Raw genomic sequence first — 25,231 nt, 5'->3', positions numbered from 1 at the left:
CGCCGCGCGAGAGCCGCCCCCCGACAGCGCCAGAGCCAGAGGAACCATCCGCCCCTCCCCTCGGAAGCACGAGTTCAAGTCAACTGGGGGTATTGTACCGGAGCGCCCGCGGTAGAGAAATCCGCAACGGCATGAACGGAAAACTAGGGACAGCCACCTATTTCGTTCGACCTATTTCATTGGCCCGGCGACCGGTCCTTCTTATCGAGCGGCTGCCCGCTTGGGTTTGTACGGCTTTGCCACCAGATCCAGGAGCCGGAAGGGCGGCGTGCCGTAGCTCTTGATCTCCAGCGAACCGGCGGGATTGATCTCCAGGGCCGCGGCCCCGATCATGTCCCCTTCCCCCTTCCCGTCCTGGTTCAACCGGATCTGGATCGCGCCGAACGGGTACCGCTTCGCGCGGGCGTCGCCCGTGGAAAGAAACCCGAGCTGGTCGCCCGTGATGGCCCAGATCCCGCGCGAGCCGTCCTGGAGGGGCGCCGAAAAGACCACCTGAAAGTACACCGACGGGGAATTGCCCAGATAGAAGGTCGCCTTGGGCTTCAAACTCCAGAGGAAGTCTCTCGCGCCGGACAGGCCCCCCCGAGCAAGAGCCTTCGCAAGGTTGAGGATCTCTTCCTCGCTCGACCACTCCTCCACCCGGAACGAGCAGAACTTCGCCTGCAAGGACGGCAGAGCGCCGCCGTGGTTGGCGAAGATCCCGTCGAAGCGCTCCGGGGGCGGCACACCTGGCCCGGCCCCCGCCTCCTGCCCGAAATGCGCCACGCACAGCACCACCGCCAACACCGCACCACAGAACCGGAACCCGCCCATGGCCCATCCCCCCTTCCCAGAAGATCTCAGGCTACACCTTTCTCCTCGTGTCAGAGAACCGCAGTCGCCCCTCAAGCCGCCCCAGGAAAGCGCCGGCGTCGCAGGAACCATCTCCCCTCATGTGATCTTTTCAGGCCTGCCTCCCCCTGCTCCTATTCGTGATTCGGGCGCGCCGGTAACCGCTGAGCCTCCTGGTTCCAAGCGGGAGGCGCCAGTGCAGCACGGGAATCGCCGACGAAAGGACGTCTTCCCGCCCGACGATGTGGAGCGATCCCTTCCCCTCGTGGATGTCGGAGACGATCCACAATTCGAAGAGCGGGTCCTTCCGCGCCGCGTCGAATTCGCCTGAGGTCAGGATCCGGAAGCCCGGCCTCGACTTCTTCGTGCCCTTGAGTTCCACGTGGCGATGGTCGCACCCCAGGTCGTACCCCTTGCCCTTCGGCCCTGAAGCGGGCTTGCAGGAACAACCTACTACCTCGCGCCAATGGTCCATCGCCACCTTGAGGGCCGTTGTCTCCTGCTCGCTCTTAGCCATGCGGCCTCCAGTCGGCTACCATTCGGTCCTACATCAGACCTCCAGAGTCTCCATGACCTCCGCCGGAAAGGCTTGAAGAATCCGGGAGCCATCCTCGATGGTAGTGCGACCGATCCATGGGTCCTACCGCTGTCCTGCACGAACTTTCTTACAGCGCCCGATTCTACGTCATCCGGTTGTCGAGGTGGGAGGGTAGCCAGCCCACCACGACCTGGCGGGTGTCATCGTCCCAGAAGAAATAGATGGCCAGGCAACGGCGGGGGTCTGTGCTGGATCCCTTCCTCAGGTGACACTCCAGGAAGCGCCGGTGGGAGCTTCCAAAGGGGTAGGCCACGAAGTACTCCTCCCCCTCCTGGCCCGCCCGGCTTTTCTCGATGGAACCCGAGAACCGCAGGTGCAAGGCGGCCGCTTTCGCCTCGAAGTCCTTCAATGAGCCTCCCCCGATCCGGGCATCCCGGTATTCCCGTGCCAGCAGGAGAAGCGCCTCGACGACGAGACCGACATCCTCGTATTGGGCCTTCTTGAGGGCGTTCTCCGCCCGGGGATGGAGGATCAGGCGGCCGGCCAGGACCTTCGTGACCCAGGTCGGAATGTCCTCGTAGCGCTGCGGGCGCTCCGCCGCGTCGTCGGGATCTTCGCCCGTCTTGGCCATGAGAGCGGCCCGGGCGGCGTCGAGGGCGGCCCTCAGGCGCTTGTTCTCTTCCACCACGGCGGCCATCTGACGTTCGGCGGCGGAAGCGAGGTCGCAGAACTGCTGGGCCTCCTTCCTCGCTTCCTCCACCTCCTTCCGCAGCGCGGCGTTCTCCTCCTCGATCAGGCGGGCCCAGTCGCCCGTCTCCTCGGCCTGTTTCCGCGTGTCGGCGGCCGCGGCCGAACGCACCTCCGGCAGGAACCAGATGCCCGAGAAATCGAGAGGCCGTTCGGCCAGGAAGGCGAGGGCCCGGTCCTTCAGGAAGGCCGCGAAGGCCCTCTCCCCTTCCAGCATCTCCCCCTTCGGATCGGGGTGCCTCCAGAAGAGGATGTTCTCCAGGAGAACCCGGGGGTGCAGGTGGGGAGGGTCCTCCTCCGGGTTCATGCCGGGACGGTAGGTCCGGACCGCCCCGTCGAAGGCCGTCCATCGCCGACCCATCTGCTCCGTCCAGCGAAAGCCCGGCTCCCGCGGCATCAGGACCACGTGCGAGAGCCCCTGCAGGCTCGACGCCAGGGCGTCGTGGTCGAGCACGAACGGGCGAGAAACGGGCACCCTGTACTCGAGCGGCTTTTCGGTCAGCATCGTCACGGGAAGCCGCCGTCCGGGGTCCAGCAAGAGGAGGTGGAGCGCTTCGAGGTCCTCGTCCGTATCGATCCGCCAGGGCTTTCCGTCCAGCGGCCGGAGGTCTTCGAGCCCCGAGGTGGAGGCGAGATCGAGCACCACCCGCGGCCGCGTCAACTGAATGGCCTTGGTCGCATAGGGAAGCGAGGCGCTGCGTACCCGGACCGCAAAGCGAAGCCCCTTTTCTCCCTGGACCAGGGCCAGGTCGGTCCTCCAGGTGCGGCCCGGCACCGCCTCCAGCTTTCTGTAAGGTCCCGGCGCGTCGGGCTGCTCCAGCCCCAGGGCCCACCGCTCCCCCACCACCGCCGCTTCGACCCACTGCCCCGGGAACTCCAGGCGAAAGGGGGCCCCCTCCAGCGCCTCCGCGGGAATCCTCCCCTCCTCCGTCTTCGGGATTTTTCCCTGGACCCACGCCAGCATCGTCCGGATGGCCTCGGTCCACACCTCCCGAGCCGCCCGCCCGTTCAGGGGTATGGCCGCCTCCAGCTGGAAGGTTGTGACCACCGCGGGCTTGCCGGGGGCGATGACGGCGGCGGGGGTCGATCGGGAACCGTCTGGGATTCGCATCATTCACCCCTCTCCGAATCACGCGGGAAAGGGTTCAGGGGGCAGGCTTATTTCACACCAAAGATCTGTTTGAGCCGCTCCACCGTCCGGTTCCACCTGGGATCTTTCGGAAAGGAGACAACGTTCTGGTTCCCGAACATTCCCTCTTCCGCAACGGCCTTACCGAGCTCAAAGGTGCGAATCCATCTGACCCCAGCGAGATATAGCGCCTCGTCGGGATCAGGAATGGGTTCCGTTGTCCGCTCCCCCTTTAGCTCCAGATCCAGGAGCCGTTGTTCCTCTCCATCCAAGGTCACATGGAACTCCTCCACCGGAACGGCACGGGCGACGACCTCACCGACGCCCACGAACCCTTTTCCGGGCACCTTGACCCAGATGCGCTGGCCCGGCTCCAGACGCTCCATGGCCTTCCGGTAGCGCTTGCCGCCATAGGCGGAGACGAACCCATATCGGCGGGCATCTTCCCAATTCTGAACGTCGTCGTGGCCAAAGTTGACATACACTTCACCATTCCATGGGCCTTTCAATTTCCGCTCCCCGCCGGCCTCCTCCATTTCATCCGGCTCTATGAACCAAGCTCTTGTAAGGAACTGGCTTTCGTTGTCCTTCAAGACACGGAAGAAAACCGCATTAATGGTCACACCGTGAACCTCGGACAGGTAGGTGACGATGCGCTCCGTCGGGGGATCCAATTCAGGAGCGACGATCACCAGGTGATGGTTGGCGTTCCACGTCTCGGGAGGGTTCTCTACCTTGAAGTGCTGGCAGAATGCCTTCCCCAAGGACTCTTCTGATCCCTCGCTTCTGACCTTTTGGGTATAGTCACGGTAGATATGGTCCAAATCCTCCTCGGACAGCCGGCTTACCCAGGCTCCGTAATCCAGGACTTGGGCCACGGCGTCTCGGGGAGTCATCTCCTTCTTGAGTTCCAGCACCACCGTATCCCCGTTCGAATCCACCGCGAGCAGATCGATCCGGTGGCCGTAGGCCGTGGGAACCTGCCTTCCGATGACCATCCAGTCGGGAGAGGCCAGGGAGATGTCTTTCGCCAGCCAGTCCTCCAGCTTGCTCTCCAGCTCGAGGGTGCCGCCTTGCAGCTTTGCTAGCCTTTCTCCTTCTTCAATGCGCCACACTTGGATTTCAATGGGCATCTCTTCCTCCAACCGAAACCATCCAGCCGCTTCCGATCTGCGCAAGCGGACCACATGGGCAGGAAGGACACTCTCGCCAATGCGGAGTTCCCCTAGCCACGACTCGGCGGACCGCCAAAGATCCGGGGTGCCTCCTGGATTTGTTTCTCGATGTCCCGGTCGTAACGGATGACCAGTACCTCATAGCCCATCTGCTTCAGCTCGCTTCGGATCTCCTTGTCTTTCGCTTTCTGGATCGGATCGTCGTGAACCGTGCCGTCGCAGAAGACGCAGACGTTGGGAGCATAAAAAAAATCAGGGATGCAGCGGGGCTGTTCGATGGCTTTCTGGGCCTCCTCGGGCAAGCGGTGGTGACCCTGAGCCAGGGCGTCCAGGAAGCGCCGCTCGATGTCCGAGCGAGAGTCGGTTAGGGACCTGAGCCATTCGAGATGAGCCTTCCAGTCGCGCCCTCCAATGCGCGGAAGGGTCCAGCCCTGGGCGAGGGCGAGCAAGAGCTCGCGGACCTTGTGCCGGTCCATGTAAAGGGCATCGCGCTGGTTGCGAAACGACAGGAGACACGAGTAGCAGGCCCTCTCGCACCCTCCCTGGGCTTCGGTCCCATCGGGATGATAGTGCAAACAATCGAGCGCCTCTCGCGCCACCCTGGCCAGCGCGTCCGTTTCCTCATAGAGCCTGCGCAGCACGCCGCTCCCGCCCTCTGATGTTTCGTAATAGACGAGGGCGCGCTGGGAACCACGGCCTATGACGTCCACGCCCAGCTCCGACTCCTCCAGCTCAAAGGCGCGTTCGATGCCCCGCTTGAGCGCATAGAGGAGCGTCGTTTCCGTTGTGCGATCTTGAGTTGAGGCGCCTTCAGGCCAACGAACGAACAGCAGGTTTTGGGTGTCCTGGACGTAGAGCTGAATTCTGTCCAGTGCCCTCGGACGGCCCCTGTCCGCCAAGGACTGGTTCGGCTCAGTCTGAACTTCCCCGCTCTGAAGGTCCACGAGGAACCCAGGCACGTCCGCTTTCCGCCAGCCCCGGTTGATGTGAATGAGCGTGGCCGTCGGGGCCCATCGAAGCCGCAGCATGGGCGTATCGTCCGTAACCGCATCGGCGTCCAAGACTCGCGGCCCCGAAGTCTCTCTTGCGAATTGGTAGGCCAAAGAGATCTCGAATCCCCTGCGCCGGCGCTCCTCCTCGTTGGAGGTGATGCGCTCCCTTCGCCGGGTTCGGATATTTGGCATATCCATCAGGGGGAGGAGCTCGCTGTTCTCGCCGTCGAACCGAACGGAGCAAACGGGGCACAGGTCCACGCCGGCATCGAACGAAAGTCCGCCGCACTCCCGGCAGATCTTGGCTTGGCGCTTGCGTTCCTCCAGGCCCCCAGGCGGTGCTTCGAAGGAGACGGCCTGCCACTTGGCCCCCTCGTGGTAGAGGATGTTGCCCGGCCCGAACTCCCGGAGGGCGATGGGGCGCGGACGCGGAATGAACTCCCCGTCCCCTCCTCTCGGCACCCAGGCCCGCACGGGAAGCGCCGGAAAGTTGTACCCCGGCAGGAAGCCCTCGCTCGCAAGATAGCGGTAGGGGTAGAAGTCGGCCTCCTCGCGGCCCACGCCGGTTTGAAGCAGCAGGTTCCTCTGGCGTAGCGCCTCGTCTTGCATCCTTCGGGCTTCGCTTTGTTCTTCAGGACGGCGGGCTCGAAGCAGCTGGTTCTGAGCTTTAACGAGCTGACCCATGGCGGCCCGGTACAATTCCCGCCAGCGGTCGAAGGCCCGGTCGAAGGCTTCTGGCGCCTCCCGGATTGTTCGGGCAAGCCACTTTTCGTTGAACCACGATGCGCCGCGGAGCAAGCCCCAGTCCTGGCGAAGGGCGCTTCGGGCGGCCTGTTCAACCTGGGCTCTCGCCTCCTCGCTGAGGGAGACTTGCGCCTGAACGTTGGCGAGGAGCGGATACCGCTCTTGGTCCAAGTCGAGAATGCCTTCCATCGTGTTCCCCAGCGGCAATCCCACGTGGGCCAGCCAGAGGGCGTACACGTGCACCTTCACCAGGCTCTCGCTGGCCAGATCGAGGGTTGGAGGTTTCACCACGCCCGCGACCATCTCCTCGCGCCGCCGGAAAAAGTACTGGTCGTGGCTGTTTTGTGCCCCGCAGTAGGAGAAAATGAGGCCCGGTTGTCCCTGCCGGCCCGCGCGTCCGCCCCGCTGGGCGTAGTTCGCGGGCGTGGGCGGGATGCTGCGAAGGTGGACCAGGTCGAGGTCGGCGATGTCGATGCCGAGTTCCATCGTGGGGGAGCAGCACAAGAGGGGCAGGGGCTTCTTCCCGTTCTCGGGAGCGGAAAGCCGGAAGCGGTATTCCCGTTCTTCACGTGCGCCAGCCGTCACGACCTGGGCCGAATGCTCCCTCGCCTCCAGCCACGCGAGCGTGCCCGAGGCCTGCTGATAGAAGCGATGAAAGAAGGCATGCACGCGCTTGGGTGGTTCGCGGTAGCCGTCGCGGGGCGAACGGCGCGCGTAGAGAGGATCGGGAGGTGGAGGGTTCCCGTCGCCCCGGTTCCAGACCAAACAGCCCGCTTCCAGTTGGTACCGCTGGTGGTCCTCCACGGGGGACAGGCGGAAGAGCAGGCCATGCTGCACCAGGAGCGTCAGGAAGCCCTCCATGAAGCCCGCGAAGTCCTTTTTCGGGAAACCAAAGGACTTGAGAAGGAACCGCCCGAGGGCGCTCTGTTCCCCCAGGGCGAATCCCTCGTCGGGTCTAGACGATTGGCCCAGCCGGGTGAACCATTTGGCGGTTCTCAGCTCGTCCCGGCTCTCCGGATCCAGGCCCCAGAAGGTGTTGAGGTTGGCCTCCGAACGCCGCCGGAGCTGTTGTTGCGTGGTTTCCGTGAGGAGGCCGGTGCGAATGGCCAGCTTGCGCCGGAAGTGGTCGAGGAAGGCCCGCACTACCTGGGCGCGAGCGGTGGGAGTTGCTGAGGCCGCCGCCGGGTGGAAGGCCCACCATCGCCCTTCGCGGCACAGTTCCTCCAGGCCCCGGTAGGTGATTTGCAGAAGGCCGAGCTCTTCCAGATTGGGCTGAACGACCCGCCAGCCGCGCCGCAGGTCTTCGTACAGCCGGACCTCGACGAGGTCGGTGAAGACCTCCCACGCCTGCCGAGCGGCGGCGGAATCCGGCGCGAGGTCGGTGGTCTTCGCGATGTCCCTCAGTGCAAGGCCGCACCGCGCAACGACTTCCCGAGCCACCACGTCCGGCGTGAGCGTCGCCCGGTCCTTCAGGGCGGCCACCAAGGCCGACCTCAGCACGGCCAGCTGGAGAAAATCGTTGAAGTGACCCGCTTGGAGCGACGCGTCCTGGCGGTTGTCCGTGAAGGAGAGCAACTTGGGCCTTGCCGCATCCATCCTCTGCGAATGGATGAGCAACGCCAGGGCAAGGACCGTGGTGGCGCTGGAGCGCCCTTCGCTGGAGAGGACCGCGAGCTTGGTGAACTCCTTCTCCTTCTTCGTGTAGAACTCTCCGCACGCCAGGCACAGCGAGAATGGGGCTGGCTGCCACCACATCTTCACCGAGCCGCCTTCGGCCGTGGCGGCGTACTGGCCGTCGGGCCTCACCCAAAGGGCTCCCGGCACCCGGTCCCGGTACTCCCGCTTGAGGCGGCCTCTGCGGTCCAGCCACTCTTCGGGAACCCGGGAGGGGTCCCAGTCGCTTTCCGCGGGCGCCAGCATGAGGTACCCCGCCTCCTTGTCCTCCTCTTCTTCCTCCAGCCACTCCCCGGTGGGATGGGGCTCCAGCCGCCCCTCGCTGCGCAAGGCGTGGTAGTACTCCTGGCCGCACTGGCGGCAAAATCTCACCGGGAAGAGGAGGCGCCCGTCCACTTCGCCAGGCCCGTTGAGGGAGAAGGCGCGGTCGGCTGGCGGCTCCAGCGTGCTGAAGAGCGCGTTGCCCTGGCTGATGAACTGGTGGACCTTGAAGGCGAAACCCTTGTCAGCGCCCGCGCCCGGCGAAGGCGCCCCGGCGATGAGCAAGGCCTCCAGGGCGTGACGGCAGACATCCGGCGCCATCCCTGTTTCTTCGGCCAAACACCGCGCCGCCTCCGTCAAGGCGATGGGCACCCGCCGGCGGTAGCCACCGTCAGGGTCCGTTTCTATGCCGAAGGTGAATTCCGCCCATCGGGCCAACGGATGGCGCAAGTAGGCCTCGGTGTTGGCTGGAAGGGGTTCTCCAAGAGCCTTGATCAGATCGGCTCGCGAAGGGAGCCCCCCCTCGGTGATGGGAACGAGAGTCTCCTCCACGACTTGGTTCCCATCCAAGGGATGACCAAAGAAGCGTGAGGAGAAACGGGCCACGGCGCCGCGGCGCTCTCCTCCGGAAGCCTCTCGGTCGGCCACCATGGTCGCCGAGGTGCCCACGTGGATCAGCCCCTGAGCCCCGCACCGCTCTTTGAGGCGCCGGATGAGCATGGCCACGTCCGAGCCCTGGCGGCCGCGGTAGGTGTGCAGTTCGTCGAATACGAGCACGCGCAGGCTGTCTCCGCCCGGCGGAAGGAAGCGCCGGTCCTCGGGCCGCACGAGGAGAAGTTCGCCCATCACGTAGTTGGTGAGCAGGATCTGGGGCGGATGGGCCCGCAGGGCCTCGCGCTCGTTCGCCTTCGTCTCGCCGGTGTACTTGGCGTAGGTCACGGGGAAGGGCTTTCCCAGGCGCGTCTCGTAGCTGGCCTTGAACCCATCCAGGGCGTGCAGCTGGGAGTTGGCGAGGGCGTTCATGGGATAGACCACGAGGGCCGACACGCGGTCGGGCTCTCCCGGCTCCCTCAGAAGCAGGTCCATGATGGGGATGAAGAAGGCCAGGCTCTTGCCCGACCCCGTACCGCTCGTGACCACGTAGCTGTGGCCCTGCCGCGCCTTGCGGACGGCCTCCTCCTGGTGGCGATAGAGGCGCAGGGGCCTCCCCTGGTTATCGGCGAAGATCCGCGCCGTCTCGGGGTGCAGGACCCCCTCCTTCGCCAGCTCCTCCACCGTGGCCCCCGGCGCGTAGGCGGGGCTCACCTGCAACAGGTAATCGGGCCAGAGCCGACCCTCTTCCCCGAGGGCCTTCTCGACGAACTCCCGCGCCCGCTCGTCGGAAATCGTGAAAAATGAGGAAACGAAGTCCCGGTAATCGGCGAGCACCTGGGAATGGAGGTCGAAGATCGTCATCGGTCCCCCTCAAACTGCACAGATGAAGCTAGGGACAGAGCCTAGAAGTAATTTGTAGTTGCTCCCGCCAGGGCCGTGGCAGTCTCTTGTCCTTCCTCTGAAGAGAATTTCGCCGGATTTCTCCTTCCTGGAAGGAGAATCGAAGCCTTCCCCGTCATGGTTCCCCAAGGCTGTAATGCTTCAGGGGGCCAAGAAGCCCGCTGGCCGCCAGCCGCCGAGATTGGGGCGTGTTCTTCTGTATGTGAATCCCTCCGGAGGCGATCCAGACGTAAGGCTGTTCCGAACGGGTGATCCCGCGAAGGGAAGGTGCCACATGGTTCAGGAAGTTCTTGAGCCAATCCAGTTTTCGGAGGACCTCGGTCACCCCGTGGGTATTGGCGGGATGAACCTCCACCCAGAAGGCCTCCTCCCGGTTGCGCCGCCGCACGCCGATCCCGTAGTCCCAACGAGGTTGGTTGGCGTATGGTTGGGAATTCTCGAGGGTCTTATCCAAGAAGAGACTCCCCGTTGTCCTGCGGCAATCGTCTTGGATCTTGGCTGAGTTGCTGCCAAGCGCCTGAAGTCCCGGTTGGTACGCCTCGTTCACCGGGGCGGGAGCGGCCTGGACGGCTTCTTGGAAAGTCATGCGTCGGCCCCGCCCTTCTTTTTCTCAGCCCTGCTCACCAGGTCGGCGACAACATCGGCCACCCGTCCGCTGAACTCGGTCAGCCCTCCCCAGCCGGCTTCCACTGGGGAATCGGAGCCCGGATCGAGATCGGATATATCCTTCACCTGTCCGTCTCTGGCGAAATAGAAGGCCTTGTACTCCTTCTTTAGGGCGGCGTTGGCGATCTGCTGGCTCTGTGTGGGCAGACCGAACAGCTTGAGGACATCCGCCGGCTGGCCATCATGGTTCTTCGCGGTTTGGAGGGCCCAAACCACGTCCAGGACGTGCGGGGAATGCGTGGAGATCAGCACCTTGTACTCCCGGCGGAGGAGTTCCAAGACCAGCGCCATGACGGCCGTGATGGCCTCGGGGTGAAGCCCCATCTCCGGCTCTTCGATGACGACCCACTCCAGCTTCCCTCGGCGGGAGACCTTGGTGGGAGGCATGAGCCAGTAGAAGCCCATGAGAAGGGGAACGAACTCCCGCTGGCCCGCCGACCAGACGAGGAAGGGTAAGGTCTGGGTTCCGACCTCCTCCTTCTTCTGAAGAACGATGCGCCTCTGCAGGCGCTCGCTATCCGTCTGAAGTTCGTACCGGTTGAAGATGCTGGTCTCCACACGCTTTCGCAGGGCTTCCTTGAGTCTCTTGGGCTGCGGGAAAAGTCGGCCCGCTTTTCCGAACTCCTGCTGCACCAATTTGTGGAGCGTCTCGCTGAACTCCCGAACGACGAAGGGGTCGCCTGAGCGGTAATCAGTGAATGGCCGGGTCAGTCCGTCCCGAAGGGCGATCACCCTCTGGGCTGGAACATAGAACAGGCGTTCTTGCTGTCTGCTCGATCCTTTGATGTGGGACTCCAGCCTGAAGTTCTGGCCATCCACGGCGCCCTGGAAGCCGGGTGCGGAACCAAGCCCCTCCATGCCCTCGCCAAAGACGAGCTGGTTGAACTCTTCCAAACCTCTCCATTTCAGCCCGAAGCGCAGAAGCTCCTTGCGGATTGGACCGGCGTCCACGAGCAGTTTCACGAGCTGAAGGAATATACTTTTTCCCGTGGCCTGGGGGCCGACGAAAACCGTGAGGTCGCCGAAACGCACATCGGCCTCAACTACAGGCCCGAAACTTCGCACGCTAAGCCTTTTCATCTTTGTCTCCTAGAGCCCTCTGGCGATGACCTGCCTCACCATCCTGTGCGTGCCCATTGGAAGGTCCTCCTTCACTGTTGCCCTCCGCTTCAAGGCACTGCAATGAATTCGAGGCAGCGTCTTGCCTATTGCTTGTCGCTATCAAACTGTTTGGACTCTCCTCATTAATGTCAACCTGCTGTGGAATCCCGCCATGCTCTTGCTGATGATTCCTCAAGCCTGCAGTAGAAAGCAGCAGACTTTCGTTGATCCTTCCTATAATTCCAGCTTGAAGCGTTTTCTTCGTGGGCTTCTTCTTGCCAAGCGATACACCCAACTCCTGCGAGAGCAGGAGCAAGTCGGGCAGAGCGATCTCTTCCAAGCGGTGCTGAACGACTTCCTTTCCTTCCTTCCTGGCCACACCGAGGAGGTTCTCGAAGAGGCTCAAGGCTTCCTGGGGCGAAATGGTGGGCGGGTCCGTCACCTTCGGAGACCGCACTTTGGCCCCGGATTCGCGCTTGGGGAAGACGGACGGAAAGGCTCGCTTGGCCCGCGATTCCATCTGCGAGACCTTGTTTGAAATAGTCCGAAGCAACTCCTTGATCTCGCGGATTTCGGCCGCCAGCTCACGGATCTCGTCTTCAGTTGAACGAAACATGTCGTTTGTCCTCATGAAAGGAATTGAACGCATTCTCTCCAAAGCGATTGAAAATCGCCGACCATCTCTTGGGGCACACCGCCGCCTGTTATCGCCCTCTTGATCCCAACGCGCTCCCGGATGTAGGAATCGAAAAACTTCGCCTCGATCTTCTGCCTGGCTGCCGCCGCATCGCAGACCCTCTTCACCTCCCGCATATAGAACTGAACTTCCTTCGTCGGGGCGTTGGCGTAGGTTTTGGCCTTATTCATGAACACGCCGATCTTGGGCAGGGGATGGGGTTCGATCCGCATGCGGAGAGAATTCAAGATCAAGGCCACACCTTTGGATGCAAAGAAATCGGGGTTAACGGGAATGAGAATCAGGTCGCAACAACTCAGCACGCTGTATGAAAGAAGGGTGAAGGAAGGGGGACAATCAAAGAGGACGAAATCGTACCTCGGCACCTGCTTGCAGTTGTCGATCTTGCCCAGCAGGCGGCGGATGAAGTCCCGAACCCCATCCCGGTCAAAGATTTCCAGTTCTTGCCAGTACAGATCTTCCACCGAGGGGACAAAATGGAAGGTATCGGCCAGCGGGTAGATAAAATCGTAACCGACGCCGAAGTCGAAGTGCTGGGCAGGTCTCGTAAACGCGTCAAGCGCATCGAAAATCGTCTTCTTACGCTCGATGGCCGTCTGATACCACTTGGCGAACCGGTCCTCTAGAAAGCCGGTATGCTCGTTGAGGGCAATGGCCTGGGTCAACGACATCTGCGCATCCAGGTCGAACATCAAGCCGCGCATGTTGGACGTCGTGGAGAGAACTTCCCCCAGGCACCAGGTCACGGTGGTCTTCCCTACCCCACCCTTGAAGTTGATGGTTGCGATGGTTCTTGGACTCTTGTCCGCCATGTCCTCCTCCCCAACTCTCAGACCAATTCTACACTGCTCCATTCTGCTACAAGGTTCCGCTACCTCTTTCGGTAGTGGTTGTCGATCTCCTGAAGAATAGTCGGTGCGAAGAAAGGCTTCTTGGCGCTCCTGGGGTTGCCCGGATCCAGTCTGCGAATGTGGACGAACCGCTCGTTCTGTTCAAAGCCCTTTCGAATTTGATGGTACTTCTTGTCCACTTTGAAGTCCGCGTAGCGCTCGCGACACCTCTTCGTTAGTTCACCGTAATCCCAAGGATATCGCTCGCGGAACTGCTCCTCGGTCAATCTTACGGCGGGAGCCTTCGGATCGGTCGTGACCCTGACGGCGGCCGCATCGGTGGCTTTGGAGCGCACGAATCGCACCTCGAGGCGGATGGCCACGGAGTAGGGACCCGCCGGATCATCCTCGTGCGCCTTGTGAGCCTCCAAGTATCGAAGAAAGCTCTTTTCCTCGCGGCTCAGAGGCAGGCCCGTCGCTTCGGCGGGCGGGCTGACGAACGCCAGGGGCATGAGATAGAAATTGAACCGGGAGAGGTCGGCGTCGAACCAATCCTTTGCGGCCGTGACGAAGTTCTTCAACGTCGCCATCCCCACCTCTTGCACACGTTCGGCCAGGGCTTCGCTCCGATGGTAGAAGTGGATGGACGTGTCCCTCAGTTCGCACAGTAGTTCCAGGTTGCAACGGGCCTTCTCATCGAGGACCTTGGCCTCGGTCAGCTTTCTGGCCAGGAAATCGACCGTATGGGTCAGAGGATTGCCAGATCGGCCCCTCTTGAACTTCGCTCTCTTGTCCTTTGACCTGTCTTCGGGCACATAGAGGCTGCGGAGCTGGTTATGGTGGTCCGCAAGCCACTTGGCCTTGAGAAGCAGTTCCCAGCCGTTCAAGGCCAGGATCGTGAAGGACTCGGCCCGATAGGGAAAGTCGGGCTTGTTGTACACGTCGATCGCCGCAATCATGGCGGCTATAGCCCTCTCAAGGAGCTCCTTACTCCGTGCTCTCATGGGCCCGCTCCAGGTTCAGGCCGAGCAGTCTCCTGAGCAGCTCGCGCCTGGCTGCCGCTGAAATCGTGAACCGAGTTTGGCCCCTCTCATTCTGGTGGAAGCCGTTCTGAGGGTCGAGGTCGTCCCAACCGTAGCAGGCGAGGACGGCGCGGTCCATCTCGGCGTGAAGCTCTCGCAGGCGGACAATGTCTTCATCGGTGCATTCTGGATTATGGAAAAGGTTGTACGTCTTCGTGAGGCCCAGGCGGCGCGAGAGCATGATCTGGCGGCGGTGGTCGTGGTAGGCGGCGCCCAGCTCCGCCGTGCGGGCCATCACTTCTTCGGAGCCGGGGCGGGGAAAGGGGAAGGTCTCAAAAGCATCGCTGGGTGCGTAACAATAGCGAGATTCCAGCGTGAAACCTTGTCGACGCGCCCAGATTTCGTGGATTGCGGACTGCAAAATTGCGTAGGAACTATAGTCATCAAAGGCAAACACTACCAATCTATCAGCAAAGACTGCGTTGGACTGAACAAAAACCATTGCATGATGTTCTGTCACTCGGCTAATAACCAGCACGCGCCGAAGGGGCGCGATGGCGCGGTAGAGCGAGGTGGCAGATGAACCATACTGCCACCAGAACTGCTTCCGCTTGGCCTGAATGGGGATGGAATCCCGAAGTCGCTCTCGCTCTGGTTTCACGCGGTCCTGCACGATGCGAATAAGGTCAGGGTACTGCTGCGCTGTCTCTAACGGCCAGTCGAAGAAATTGATCACCCACCGGCTGGGCCGCTGTTCGGGATCGCCATTCAGGTCCTCCCCGTTCAGGTAAGGAAAGAGGCAGTCCTTGTTCCGTGGATCCCTGGCGATCAGGTCTTCAGCTTCGGCAGGTTCTAACACAAAACCGAGTCCAAGCACGATAGACCCCTGGAAAGCCTTCCCGGAATTTTGCCGCAGTTTCTTGGGCTCTCCCTCCTCCTCTGCGTCCAGCCGCGAGGAAATGAACCCCACCGGGCCTTCATCGAGGACGGGCTGAAGGATGAGCGCCGCCCCGCCCTTCTCCGCGGGCCGCTGGAAGGCCACGAGGTTCACTTCCACGTTGGCGGCGCCGGGCCATTTCACGAAGCGCTTGGCGTAGGCGAGGACGGCTCCTTGCTGGAGGAGGGGTGCCAGGCCGCTCTCTCGGGTGTCGCCCTGGCCGATCGTGTTGGTCGCGATGAGACCCACCCGGCCGCCGGGTCTAACGATTCGAAACCCCTGGCGGAAGAAGGCGGCGCACAGGTCCGCCGTCCCTTTGAAGGGTTCGAAGGCGCTCATGAGCCACCTTCGGTAGGCATCGCCAAAGGTGCCGGAGAGCTTGAGCCCCCCGAGGAAAGGCGGATTGCCCAAGACCGCGTCGAACCCCCCTGCCACGAAGACCTCCGGGAAGGCCAGCGGCCAGTGAAAGAAGGCGTTTCTGTGGGCGCACAAGGCAATGGAGCCTCCGAGCCGGGCCTCGCGAATCGAGCCCCCATCGATGGCTTCATGGAGCGTCGCGGTTGTCACCAGGCCGGCTTCGCCCCCCGGATAGGACTGGAAGAAGGCCGCGGCCCATACGTCGCAGGCAAGTCTCAGGCGCAAGAACTCTCCAGTGCTTTCTACCGTACGGTAGGCGCGTTCCTTGGCGCGCACCTCTTCGATGGAATTCTCCGGCAGGGCTTCGGCGGCCCGGAGGGGGGCGGCCAGGGCGGAGAGGCGTGCGCCGAGGTTTCCGACGAAGAGGTCGGCGCGCCGTTCGGCCGCATTGCGCCTCTTGGCCTCCTTCGCGGCGGCCTTGTCGTCCCCCGCCAGCGCCTTGAAGGCCTCGTCGGGGATGCCCTCTTGGAGTACGGTCAAATCGAAGACGCCGAGAAGGGAGTCGCCGCACCGGATGCGATGGTCAAGGAAGGTGAGGGGCTTTCCCGGCGTGTGGCCCTCGATCCAGAGGGCCACGCGGCACAGCTCCACGGCGAGGGGGTTCTTGTCCACGCCGTAGAGGCAGTGGGTGACCACGTCCCGCAGGGCTTCGCGGATGGCCTCGGGCGAGGGCTCGTCCTCGCCCGTGCGCACTCTTGCCAGTTCTTTTCCGAGACGGCGTGCCGCCGCGAGGAGAAAGTGGCCGGAACCGCAGGCCGGGTCGCAGACCCTGAAGGAGAGAAGCGCGGCTTCTTTCTGCTGGGCGCTGGTGGCCCGTTCCAGGCGTGAGGAAAGCACGGGGTCCAAGGCATGGCGCACCAGGGGCTCGACGAGGGATGGGTCGGTGTAGTAGGAGCCGGTGGAGCGGCGCTCGGACCCTTCCTGTGTGAGAAAGAACCGCGGGAAGGGGTGCTCTGATGCAACCTGGGGTTTGTACTCCAGCAGGCTCTCGTAGACCGACCCCAGTTCTTCGACGTCCAGGGCGGCGTAGTTGACGCGGCGGGGCGGGGCGGAAGGGCTCTCGCGGTACTCGGCGAGGCAGCGGAAGGCCTCCAGGAGGTCCCGGTTCTTCAGCGCGCAGGCGTCCAGGTCGAGGGGGGCGAAGAGGTCGCCGTTGAGGGGGGCGACCTCCAGGAGGGCGGCGAGGCGCTCGTCTCGGAAGACCTTCCAGAGGAGGCGGAGGGCGTGCCAGAGGTCGTCGTGGTCGTCGAAGGCCTCCCTCCGGTCGAGGAGCCGGCGCAGGCGGAGGATGCCGTAGTGGTCGCGGTAGAGGGGATTGGGGCCGATGAGGCCGCGCTCCTCGGCGACGAGGAGAAAGAGGAACCGGTACACGAGGCGCAGGAGCTGGCGGTAGAGCTCCTCGGGGAGAATGCGCTCCTGCCCGGTGCAGGCGGGGTCCAGCCGGCGCCTCAGCGCGACGTTGACCTCGTGGGAGAGGAAGCCGTTGGCCAGGATCTGAAGGCACGCCTCGACGCCGTCTCGGAGCCGGTCGCGCACGCGTCCGCCCTGCTCCACCGCGTGGGTGTAGTAGGTTTCGAGGAGGCTTGCGTCCGCATCGGCCGCGCTCCTCGGCAGGCGGGAGCGGTGGAGGAGGCGGTAGAGGAGGGCGAAGTCGGTAAAGCGCTGTTCCTCCAAAATGGCCGTCAGGTCGAATTCCACGTAGGCCTGGCGGCGGACGAAGGTGCAGTCCCTCAGAAGCCGGAGGGTGAGGCCGTTGGTCACGAGGCCCCAGAGGTGCTCGGTGCGGTTGAGGTACTCCTGGACGAGGGCGTGGGGGGAGAGGCGGGGGCGGCCCGAGGGGGCGACCCGTCCCAGCTCCTGCCTCGCCCCCACGACGTGGACCGGGGGACCGTCTTCCGCCGCCGAACTGGCTCGGTGCGAGACGGCGAAACTCAGGCCGTCCACCTCGTAGGCCCGGGGGTTGTAGGTCAGCTCGTACCCCAGAAGGCCCAGGAAAGGAATGACCCAGGCGTCCCTCGTGAGGGTCGTGGCGGGGTCGCTCTCGGGCAGGCGCTCCACCCGGCGCTGGAAGAGGGCCCACTGGTCGCGGGCGTCGGCGAAGGCGGCGGCGATCTCGTCGGTGAGGCTCCGGCGGGGCTCCAGGCCGAAGTCCTGGGGTTTTTGGCCCTGGAGGCTGCCGGCTTCGAGCGCCTCCAGGATGTCCAGGCCGAAGAGCCCGCCTTCGAGACGGATGGCGGGGGTGGCGTTCATGGCCGGCCCTCCGCCGGAAGAAGGAGGAGAAGGCCGAGGAGGTCGGGGGGAAGCTGGGGCCTCAGCCTCCACTCCCTGACCCTCAGGCGGAGGGCCTGGCGAATGCGCTTGTGGGCCCCTTCGAGTTCCTCGGCGCGCTGGTCGAGGAGCGGCCGCAGTGCCCGTTCCAGCTCCGGCCAACGAGGCAGGACCTGCGCCAGGCGCCTCTGTTTTTCCTCCCGGGGCACGTTGGCGACGGGGCGGGCTTCGGCGAGGAGGCGGAGGGCCTGCTCGTCCGGAAGCCAGGCGGGACTCGTGGGGTCTCCCCCGAAGCCGAGGACGCGGACCTCCTCGGAAAGAAGGGGCGGCCGATCGGGTTGTTCGACCAGGTATCGGACGCGAAGGAGCAGAAGGGTTGTGGGCCCGGGGACGGCGCGGGTAGCGATCACTCCGCACCGGGCGGCCCGCGCGGCTCCTTTCCGCGTGAGGGCTTCCTCCAGGAGGTAGCGCGCGAGGGTCGCCACGAAGCGGTGGTTGCGGCCCAGGTATTCGGCCCCCTCGGGCGTCGGCGATTCGAAGGAAACGGTCCACTTGCCCGAGCGCGATGCCGGCAGCGCTTCGCGGAGCGCTTCGGGAAGGGTGGCCCTGGCGGCTTCGGAGAGGGCGATGCGGTACACGCCCGTATGGTTGCGGTCTGGTTCGATGAAGATCTGGAGACGTTGGGCGGCGTTGAGAAGGAAGTCCCGGACAGCCTCCGGATCTCCCAGCACGGCGTCGGCCGCTTCGAGTTCCCTCTGGACTTCCTCGGGCTTGATCGCCCGCTGGGCGAAGCGGGTGCGGTTGACCTTCTCACGCTCCGCGTCGGCTTGCCAGCGCAGGTGGAAGCGCTGGATGTGCGCTTCGAGGGAGTCGTCGTCTTGGAAGAGGCTGGGGGCCTTGTAACGCTCCCGAGGCGTCCTCAAAAGGAGGGCGTTGAGGAGGGCCTCCGTGACGCTTTCGCTCTCTTCCGGTACCGGCACGTGGGTTCCGAGGGTCTTGTGAATCTCCCTCGCCTTGTTCAACAGGACCTCCAGCACCGCCCCGTCCACGGGGTTGTCGGCCCCGAAGAAACGGATGGCCTTCACCACGGGGGCGGTCTGGCCGAAGCGGTCCACGCGGCCTTCGCGCTGTTCCATCCGGTTCGGGTTCCAGGGGAGGTCGTAGTGGAGGGCGGCGCTGAATTTTTCCTGGAGGTTGATGCCCTCGGAGAGGCAGTCGGTGGCCACGAGGACACGGGGGCGCTCCGGGTCGATCTGAGCGATCTTCTCCCGGCGCTCCTCGTCCCCCAGGCGCCCCGTCACCACCGTCACGGTTGCCGAAGGGAGCTTGTCGGCCAGGAAGGCTTTCAATCCGTCCCCGAGGTACTCGGCCGTGGCCACGAAGCGGCACCAGACGATGGGGTGGAAGCCCTCCCGAAGCAGATCCAGAACCAGCTCCCTGCAGCGCTCCAGCTTCGAGTCGGCCCTCTCCTCGAGGAGCCGGGCGGCCATGCGCTGGAGCTCCCGAAGGCGCCGGAGCTCCGAATCCCATGAGGCCGCCTCGGTGGAGGCGAGGGCGGAGACCGGCGTCTCGTCGCTGGCGCTCTCATCCGATGCTTCCATGACCTGTCCACGCTCGTCGAGTCCGTATTCGTCCCCCGCCTGCCTTTTCTTCCTCTCTTCAAAAGCGGCCAGGGCGGCCGCGGGGCTGGACATGGCGCAGCGCAAGAGGGCCAGGGCGGCCCACTGGTGGACTTTCTTTCTACGCTCCTCCAGACCCTGGCTTTGGGTGACCAATTGGTGGCAGTAGTCGTAGGTCCGCTGGAAGAACTCCCGGTAGTGCGGCGAAAGGTGATAGATCTTGTCCTTCGGGTCGCGACTTGGAAAGCAGCCGGACCCCTGCCAGGCGCTCTCGATGTCTTTCCGCGTCCGCTGGACGAAGTGCTTGGCGAGTTCGATCCGTTCGGGTTCCGAAAGATTGGCCGCGTCCATTCGGACGAAGTCGGGACGGAGGAGGGAGAGGAGCGTGGTGAAGGCGCTCGTGATCCCGCTGTGGGGCGTGGCCGTGAGCAGAATCAGGTGGCGGTCGGGTGCCTGGGAGAGGTTCCTGACCAGCTCGTAGCGCTGCTGCTGAGCCTCGCTGTTCGCCGGCGAGGCGCCGTGGGCCTCGTCCACGATCACCAAGTCGGGGCAGTGAAGCAGGAAGGCGTGGCGGTTCCGGTCGCTCTTGAGGTAGTCGATGCTGGCCACGATCACGGGAAAATGCTCGTAGATCGTCTTGCTGCGAGGCTTCTGGCGCTCCAACTGGCTGACCGTGCCCGACCGGACCACGACGGGCTCGAGGTTGGCCTTTTCGGCGAGTTCCTTCTGCCACTGGTCGCAGAGGGAGGGAGGACAGAGCACGCAGAACCGCCGGATCTCGCCGCGGTCCCACAGCTCCCTGGCGATCAGAAGGGCCTCGATGGTCTTCCCCACCCCCACGTCGTCGGCGATGAGCAGGCGCACGGGGTCGAGGCGCAGGGCCATGAGGAGCGGGACGAACTGGTAGGTTTTCGGCCGGATGGAAATGCGCCCGAGGGAGCGAAAGGGAGAGGCCCCTTCGCGGAGTGTCAGACGGGCCGATTGCCAGAGGAGGTGGGCGCCCGCCGCGTCGGAGAGGTCGTCTCTGGTCGGAACCGGGAAGGCGGCCGACCGAACCTGCTCCTCCGCGAAGTCGAATTTGGCGAGTTCCATCAGGCCTTTGTGGACGGCCACCACGTCCTCGGTGGCGCCGGTCAGGGGCCGCAAAAGGTAGACCCCTTCGTCGGGAGAAGGAAGGAGTACCCAATCCCGGTTTCTGCATCGAACGATGGAGCCTGGATTCATTTGTGCTTCCTCAAGCCTATGACGGGTGACGCATCCTGTCCTCTGCCAGGGAGTGATCTACGTTCCTATCCGACGGTTCTTCGCTCTGCTGCAATGTCCGCAAGGCCTGCCATGCCTTACGGTCTTGAAGGCACGATCATTATGGCTCCCAACACCTTCGGCAAGAAGAAGTGGAAGGGTGTCCATCGCGACGGCACGGCGGTCCCAATCCGCACCTCCTCGGAATCAAACCATTTCCTTGCTGATGTACCTGTCTTCGAAATTGCTCCGGATCTGGCACGGCGCAAAATCTTCGATCTGGTTGGGGACATCTACGACCCCGACGCTGTTGGACGAGAAGCTCAATCCATAGGCCACTGCAAGGCGGTCGTAATCCTCCGGAAGGCACCGCGGTGCCACGAGGTCGTCCGGCTTGGGAATGCGCTTCGTCCCCATCGACCTGACCCCGTTGGATCTCACCCGGCTGGCCGCCTCTTTGAGCACTTCTCGGAAGAAGTCCTGCCGGGAACCACCACCGCACAGAAAGACGGGGAGCCCCGAGGCCCATTCCTCCGCATGGGGATCCTTGTCCCTCTTGGTCCCGCAGACGACCTTGGCGACCAAGTCTGTGCACTTGGTCCGAAACTTTTTGGAGGCCTGATTGAGCGTGTCCAGGTTCGGTGACTGGATGAGTTCGGTCAGGACCGGCGGAGGTCCGACCTCCGCGAGTTCCCTCATCCGCTTCCAGGTCTTTTCATCCGCGTTCTGACTCCCCAACTGTCGCTCGAGGAGCTTCATTGCGCCGAGTCTTTCCACCTCGGAGGCGAAGATAGAGTAGCGATCCTCCCCCTCGTGGAGGTGAAGCCTAAAACACGATACGTCAAGCGTAGAGGCGCCCACGTCAACCATCAGGTGCATCCCGTCCTTGCGGTGGCTTGACCTGGCGTACCCCAGGACTTCGGCAACGATCTCGGGACGGACCTTGACGCGCTCTGGGTCCCTATTGGCTGCGCTTACCAGACCCCCGCCCGTGTAGGCCAAATCGGGGCAGGACCCGTCCCTCAGAGCGCTGGAAACGGCGGTTACCGTCCTCCAATCGATCGGGTTCCCGGAGGCCGCGAGAAGCCAAGCCGCGCCAGAGGCCTCTTGAAACGCCGACTTCAGGGCCGACTCGTCGTAGCTCCGTGCCGGGATGCCGACGTTGACCTCCCAGATGATATCGATGTTCCTGTAGATGGCGGCCTGCTCGGCTTCGAACCAGGCCAACACCTCTCTGAGCACCAAAGCGAGGTATGCCATCGTTAAGCCTCTGGCAGGGATTGTCCCGAGCGTTGAGAGGGGGACTTCCTTGTCGGGGCCCTCCATGAGCTTGACCTTGGGGTCCCTCACGATGACGCTTGATTCTCGTGAGGAGAGGGAGAACGTGCCGTTCGAGTCAACGTGCATTTTGGACGGAAGTAGGTAGGGATTTCCGTCGGAGGCGTACTCGGCGAAGGGGACCGCGATGGACCGCCGCAAGGCCATGTCCCGGAGGATCACCTTGGTGCGAGAGGTTCCGTAGTCCAAGCCGATGACGAGTTCGCGCTCTTCCCTCAGCTGGCTCTCCCTCGGTGTGGCGCTCGGTATTTCCCCGGTGACGGTCTGCGCCTGAGGAGGAGGAGATTCGCTTCCTCCCTTTCCTGGTTGAGCGCGGCGATGCCAACCCGGATTGATCCTGTCCAGGAAGCGAATCAGATTCTTGACCTTGTCTCTCATACCCATCTCACACCACCCGAACCAGGCCCACGCAAACTTCCGTCCTGCTGAAGCGGATGCGCCTGCCCTGGTCGATCTTGAGGAGTTTCTGGCTCACGCGAGAGTTAAGGGCTGCGATACGGCCCTCCGTGGCCTTTGCGAGGGCGTTCTTGCCCCGCTCCAGGTGGGATTGCCTCACCGCCTGAAGCTTCTCCACCTGAGAGTCCCGGTGACGTTCGAGTGACCGGGCCTGTACGTCCGCTCGGTCTTCGTTTTCGCGCTCGATTTGCTCTACGAACTCTTTGAACCGTGCCTCGGAATTCAGGAAACACTCCTTTACGGCCTCTGCGGCCGCTTGGCAATTCTCCGTTTGCGCGGCAGACAGCCAGTCGGCCCCAACCCTGGCCGCGGAGGTGACGAGACGCTCGGCAAGATCTTCGGTGACAGGATCCGCCTGCTTCTCGAGGGGCACGGCCTGGTAAGAGAGCCGTTCGATCTCCCTCAAACCCTGGACCGACCAGAGATCCACGTAGAACGCGTAGAGTCCCTTGGCTGCAGGGACCACCTCACGGACGGGAACCGTTGCGGAAGCCACGGGGTAGAAACCCGTTTGGGAGGTCCCAACCTTGTGGCTGACGAACCTAGTGAGGGGATGGAACTGGTTGATATTCTCAACCCGGTCGCCTTGCGAACCGCCTACCCGGTTCAAGAACCGACAACGGACGGCCGCGGATTCCGGGCTGTGAAGCCTGGTCTTGCCTAGAAGGTCCTCACGATCCAGGAAGGCTTCGAGGTCCACCTTGGCCTGTTCGCTGAGCCTTATGTCGAACAGAAGGTCGTCCTCGGTCAACTGCCTGAATTCGCACCCCTTGTAGTTGGCGGTGAAGAAGTCTCGCACGTAGACCCAGAGGTCCTCGCCGGTAATCCAGCGCTGCATCTCCCTGGCGGCTTTCACATGGTTCAGGATGTAGTCTCCGTGAGCCACGAGGTTCCCCGCCTCGCTCTCGAGCCGCTCCTCTTCGAGGCGGAGGTTTTCGATGGCCTGCGCCGTCTGATCGATGCGCCGTTCCTCCTCCTCCGGGGTGAGGTCTTCCCGCATGAGATCGTAAGTCAGCTCCTGGATCTTCTCCCCGATGATGCCCTCCAGGCCGCCGAGGGCCTGCTCGAAAATCCTAAGCCTCTCGTGGAGCCTGACGTAAATCCTGGCGTCGATGGTGTCTTTGTAGAGTAGATTCCAGATGAGGATCTTCGGGGCCTTTTGCCCGAGGCGGTCGATACGGCCGATCCGCTGTTCGATCTTCATAGGATTCCACGGTAGGTCGTAGTTGATGAGGAACCTGGCGAACTGGAGATCGATACCTTCGCTGGCGACTTCCGAGGAGAGGAGGACCCTGGGGCCTTCTGGGTGGCTAAACCTCTCGATAATGGACCCCTTGTCGAACTCCGAACCGCCCATGAGAAGGACACAGGAGATGCAGTCCCGGGTGAGGCGGTCCAGGAGGTACTTCAGGGTCGGGCGGAAATAGGAGAACAGGACGACCTTTTCCTTGGGCTGGTCCTTGAAGAGGTCGAGCAGGACGTCCCTCAGCTTTTCGTATTTGCTGTCGTTGGCGTAGAGCTTTTCGAGATCGCCCAGGGTGTGGGCGCTTTGGGCGAGTTCTGAGGCGAGGGGCCCTCCGTCGTCGGCGGCATCGTATCCGAGGTCCTCGTACATCTCTTGCTCGGCCGCCCGCTCGGCCATGCGGGAACCCTTGCGCTTCCACTCCGCCAGAGCGGCCGGCATGGAGCTGGACATCTGCCTTTGGGGCATGACGGACAGGAAGGCTTCGTGGGCCGCCCCGCGCATGGCGTAGCGCCTGACCAGTTCCGTGACGTTATGGTAGAAAGTTCTTTCAGCCTCCGACATAGGCACGGCCTCTGAGATGGGTTGCCGTTGGACCCTGAGGGACTCCACCTCCCGCTTACGAGTCCTCGTCACGACCCTTCCGAGCAGGTTTACCCTCTCGAGCCGGGCACAGAGTTCGGCCACGCAGTGGGGATCCCGCAGATCTTCCTGACTCGGCAGATTCTCCAGCATGACCGCTAGTTGTCGGTTGTCGGACAGGAAGGGGTGCTGACGGGCCTGCCGCAGGAGGTCTGCAAACTCTTGCTGCGAGAGGCGCTTGCTGGCGACCAACTCCCTGGTCTTGACGAGGGGTTCGTTGGCCCGAAGGATTTCGGTGAAGGTACCCATCTGGCTGAAGGTGTCCTCATCCACGAGATTGAGGAGTTGGTAGAGATCCACGTTCTTAAGGTGAATGGGGGTGGCGGAGAGAAGCAACACGTTTTCCGAGACCGCGCGCAGCATCCGCCCCAGGCGCGCCGAAGCGCTCTCCGGGTTTCTCAGGTAGTGCGCCTCGTCGATGATGAGCAGGTCCAGAAGGGCTTCGTCGTACTGGGCGCGCTGAAGAAATTGCGCGAGAGTGGCGCTATTGGCCCCAGTTGTCTCGACCTCATCCCAGCCCTTGCGGGGCCTGAGCCCTTGGAGGCTCCCAATGATCGTGAAACTGCTATCGCCCCCCCCCTGGCTGGCCCGGAATCGCTTCAGGAGGCCGCCGGCCTGGAGCGGCTCGGCGTAGATTCCGAATTTGGTGGAGAGTTCCATCTGCCACTTGTCCATGAGCATCGCCGGACAGAGGACCATCACGCGCTTGATGTCATAACGACTTCGGAGTTCGGTCAGGATCAACCCGGCCTCGATCGTCTTACCCAGCCCGACCTCATCGGCCACCAAGAGGCCGTTGCTGGGGGAGTCCAGAAAGCTGAGGACGGGCTTGAATTGATATGGGTAGAAATCCGTATTCGTGGTTCCCATGCTGTAAATGAGATTGGCCAATCTTCCCGAGAGGCGACGATAGGTTAGACTTTTGCGTAGATCTGCCGGTCGGCCCAACCGGCCCTGCCGAAGGAGCTCGATGGGGTCATCGCTGATCTCTTCTTTGGAGAGCAACTGACCCTCTGGGTAGAACTCCGCGGTGACCGCGTCGAACCTGACCTGCCAGAAGACCCGGCCACCCGCCTCCCGGGTCTTCCCGGTGATCGTCCCCACGCGGCCTGGGTCCGCCTTGAGGCAAACAAGAGTCCCTGGTTTCATTCCCTCCCCCTTGGACCTC

At 63.2% G+C, this 25,231-nt stretch carries 14 protein-coding genes; all 14 read right to left on the bottom strand.

Annotated features, from left to right (window positions below):
* Positions 1-201: 201 nt before the first annotated feature.
* Complete coding sequence (locus tag AB1824_05845) at positions 202-813, bottom strand: hypothetical protein (protein MEW5764482.1); 612 nt, start codon at positions 811-813, stop codon at positions 202-204.
* Between the two features lie 130 nt (positions 814-943).
* A complete protein-coding gene (locus AB1824_05840; protein MEW5764481.1) occupies positions 944-1,348 on the bottom strand; it encodes a DUF3883 domain-containing protein in 405 nt (134 codons plus the stop codon).
* Positions 1,349-1,511: 163 nt separating this feature from the next.
* A complete protein-coding gene (locus AB1824_05835) occupies positions 1,512-3,230 on the bottom strand; it encodes a hypothetical protein (GenBank protein ID MEW5764480.1) in 1,719 nt (572 codons plus the stop codon).
* 44 nt (positions 3,231-3,274) lie between these two features.
* Entirely contained in the window at positions 3,275-4,378 is a 1,104-nt protein-coding gene (locus AB1824_05830; GenBank protein MEW5764479.1) for an endonuclease NucS domain-containing protein, read from the bottom strand.
* A 92-nt stretch (positions 4,379-4,470) separates the two neighbouring features.
* Complete coding sequence (locus AB1824_05825) at positions 4,471-9,546, bottom strand: DEAD/DEAH box helicase (protein ID MEW5764478.1); 5,076 nt, start codon at positions 9,544-9,546, stop codon at positions 4,471-4,473.
* 154 nt (positions 9,547-9,700) lie between these two features.
* Complete coding sequence (locus AB1824_05820) at positions 9,701-10,171, bottom strand: hypothetical protein (GenBank protein ID MEW5764477.1); 471 nt, start codon at positions 10,169-10,171, stop codon at positions 9,701-9,703.
* On the bottom strand, positions 10,168-11,331 hold the full coding sequence (locus tag AB1824_05815) for an ATP-binding protein (protein MEW5764476.1): 1,164 nt from the start codon (positions 11,329-11,331) through the stop codon (positions 10,168-10,170). The genes AB1824_05820 and AB1824_05815 overlap by 4 nt, the downstream gene beginning before the upstream one ends.
* Positions 11,318-12,001 (bottom strand): hypothetical protein, encoded by a 684-nt coding sequence (locus tag AB1824_05810; protein MEW5764475.1) that lies wholly within the window; start codon positions 11,999-12,001, stop codon positions 11,318-11,320. Before AB1824_05810 ends, AB1824_05815 begins: the two co-directional genes overlap by 14 nt.
* Positions 11,980-12,861 carry a ParA family protein gene (locus AB1824_05805; protein MEW5764474.1) on the bottom strand — a complete coding sequence of 294 codons (882 nt, stop codon included), beginning with the start codon at positions 12,859-12,861 and terminating at the stop codon, positions 11,980-11,982. Before AB1824_05805 ends, AB1824_05810 begins: the two co-directional genes overlap by 22 nt.
* Positions 12,862-12,920: 59 nt before the next feature.
* A complete protein-coding gene (locus AB1824_05800; protein ID MEW5764473.1) occupies positions 12,921-13,883 on the bottom strand; it encodes a DUF3644 domain-containing protein in 963 nt (320 codons plus the stop codon).
* On the bottom strand, positions 13,867-17,505 hold the full coding sequence (locus tag AB1824_05795) for a DNA methyltransferase (GenBank protein ID MEW5764472.1): 3,639 nt from the start codon (positions 17,503-17,505) through the stop codon (positions 13,867-13,869). Before AB1824_05795 ends, AB1824_05800 begins: the two co-directional genes overlap by 17 nt.
* Positions 17,502-20,366 (bottom strand): SNF2-related protein, encoded by a 2,865-nt coding sequence (locus tag AB1824_05790; protein ID MEW5764471.1) that lies wholly within the window; start codon positions 20,364-20,366, stop codon positions 17,502-17,504. Before AB1824_05790 ends, AB1824_05795 begins: the two co-directional genes overlap by 4 nt.
* A gap of 225 nt (positions 20,367-20,591) precedes the next feature.
* Positions 20,592-22,100 carry a hypothetical protein gene (locus AB1824_05785; protein ID MEW5764470.1) on the bottom strand — a complete coding sequence of 503 codons (1,509 nt, stop codon included), beginning with the start codon at positions 22,098-22,100 and terminating at the stop codon, positions 20,592-20,594.
* 7 nt (positions 22,101-22,107) lie between these two features.
* Complete coding sequence (locus AB1824_05780; protein ID MEW5764469.1) at positions 22,108-25,212, bottom strand: SNF2-related protein; 3,105 nt, start codon at positions 25,210-25,212, stop codon at positions 22,108-22,110.
* Positions 25,213-25,231 lie beyond the last annotated feature (19 nt).

This window comes from Acidobacteriota bacterium, from assembly GCA_040752915.1.
Lineage (GTDB): Bacteria > Acidobacteriota > UBA4820 > UBA4820 > DSQY01 > JBFLVU01.
Note: the sequence above shows the minus strand (reverse complement) of the source record. Positions and strands in the feature narration are given on the sequence as shown.